This window comes from Nocardia sp. CY15, from assembly GCF_009829295.1.
Lineage (GTDB): Bacteria > Actinomycetota > Actinomycetes > Mycobacteriales > Mycobacteriaceae > Nocardia > Nocardia sputi.
The window spans coordinates 1-1,175 of record NZ_VUOT01000096.1; the positions used below are offsets into that span (position 1 = coordinate 1).

The 1,175-nt window shown below is 62.6% G+C and carries 1 protein-coding gene; it reads right to left on the reverse strand.

What is annotated here, in order from left to right:
* A partial coding sequence (locus GVY39_RS33740; protein WP_240679497.1) for a condensation domain-containing protein occupies positions 1–1,151 on the reverse strand: 1,151 nt, incomplete at its 3' end.
* Positions 1,152–1,175: the final 24 nt, after the last annotated feature.

A 1,175-nucleotide genomic window follows, 5' to 3' on the forward strand; every position in this document is an offset into this window, starting at 1 on the left:
CCCTGGGATATTTCGGTGAAGATCCATTCGAGATCGAACTTCGACGTCACGTCTGGAATATTGATGTCTTCGATCCGGAGTCCCGGCAGCTCGAAGACTGTTTCGGGAAGGTTGTGGAATGCCAGCATGATTTGGAACAGCGGGTTGTGTGCGGTCGAGCGCTGGGGTTGGACAACATCCACAATTCGTTCGAAGGGAAGCTCGGCGTGGGTGAACGCCGCCAGGTCCGTTTCTCGCACCGCCTCGAGCAGATCGGTGAACGACTGTTGCGGGTGCACCGAGGTGCGTAGCGGGATCGTGTTGACGAACATGCCCACAACATCGTCGAGTGCGCCCTCCGCGCGGCCGGCGACGGGTGTCCCGATCACCACATCGTCGGTGCGCGCCAGCTTGGTCAGCAGCACCGCGAGTGCGGCGTGCAGGACCATGAAGACCGTGACTCCGTGCTGCCGCGCTTGCATATAGATGGCGCTCGTCAGTTCAGCAGCCACCGCGAATTCGACGACTCCGCCGGCATATGACGGGTTCTCAGGGCGTCGACGGTCGCTCGGCAATTCGATGACGTGCGGTACGCCCGCCAGCTCACGCAGCCAAAACGCTTCGTCTCCGGCCGCTGGTGACGACGGATCGGCACTGTCTCCCAGAGTCTTTCGTTGCCATAGGGTGTAGTCCGCGTATTGCACGGCCAGCGGTTCCCAGACCGGTTCCGCTCCGCTCGACCGCGCCGTGTACGCGATGACCATGTCGCGTGCCAATGGCATTTTGGACAACCCGTCACTCGCGATATGGTGCACCACCAGCACCAGCACGTGAACTGTTTCCGTCACCGCGCACACCAGCACCCGGATCGGCACATCGGTCGTCACATCGAAACCGCGGGCGGCGAACTCGCGTACCGCATCCCAGAGTCCAGCAGTGCCGTCGACGGCGACCGGCCCGGTCACCACATCGGCCATATCACGGATCGGCACTATCGACTGGAGCGGTTCACCGTCCACTACCGGAAACACCGTGCGCAGCGCTTCATGTCTGCCGACGAGATCACGCACGGCCGCCCGCAGCACATCGATATCGAGGTCTCCGGACAGCCGGAACGCGTGCACGATGTGGTAGGCGCACGACGCGGGGTCGAACTGGTTGAGGAACCACATCCGTTGCTGCGCGAACGACAACGG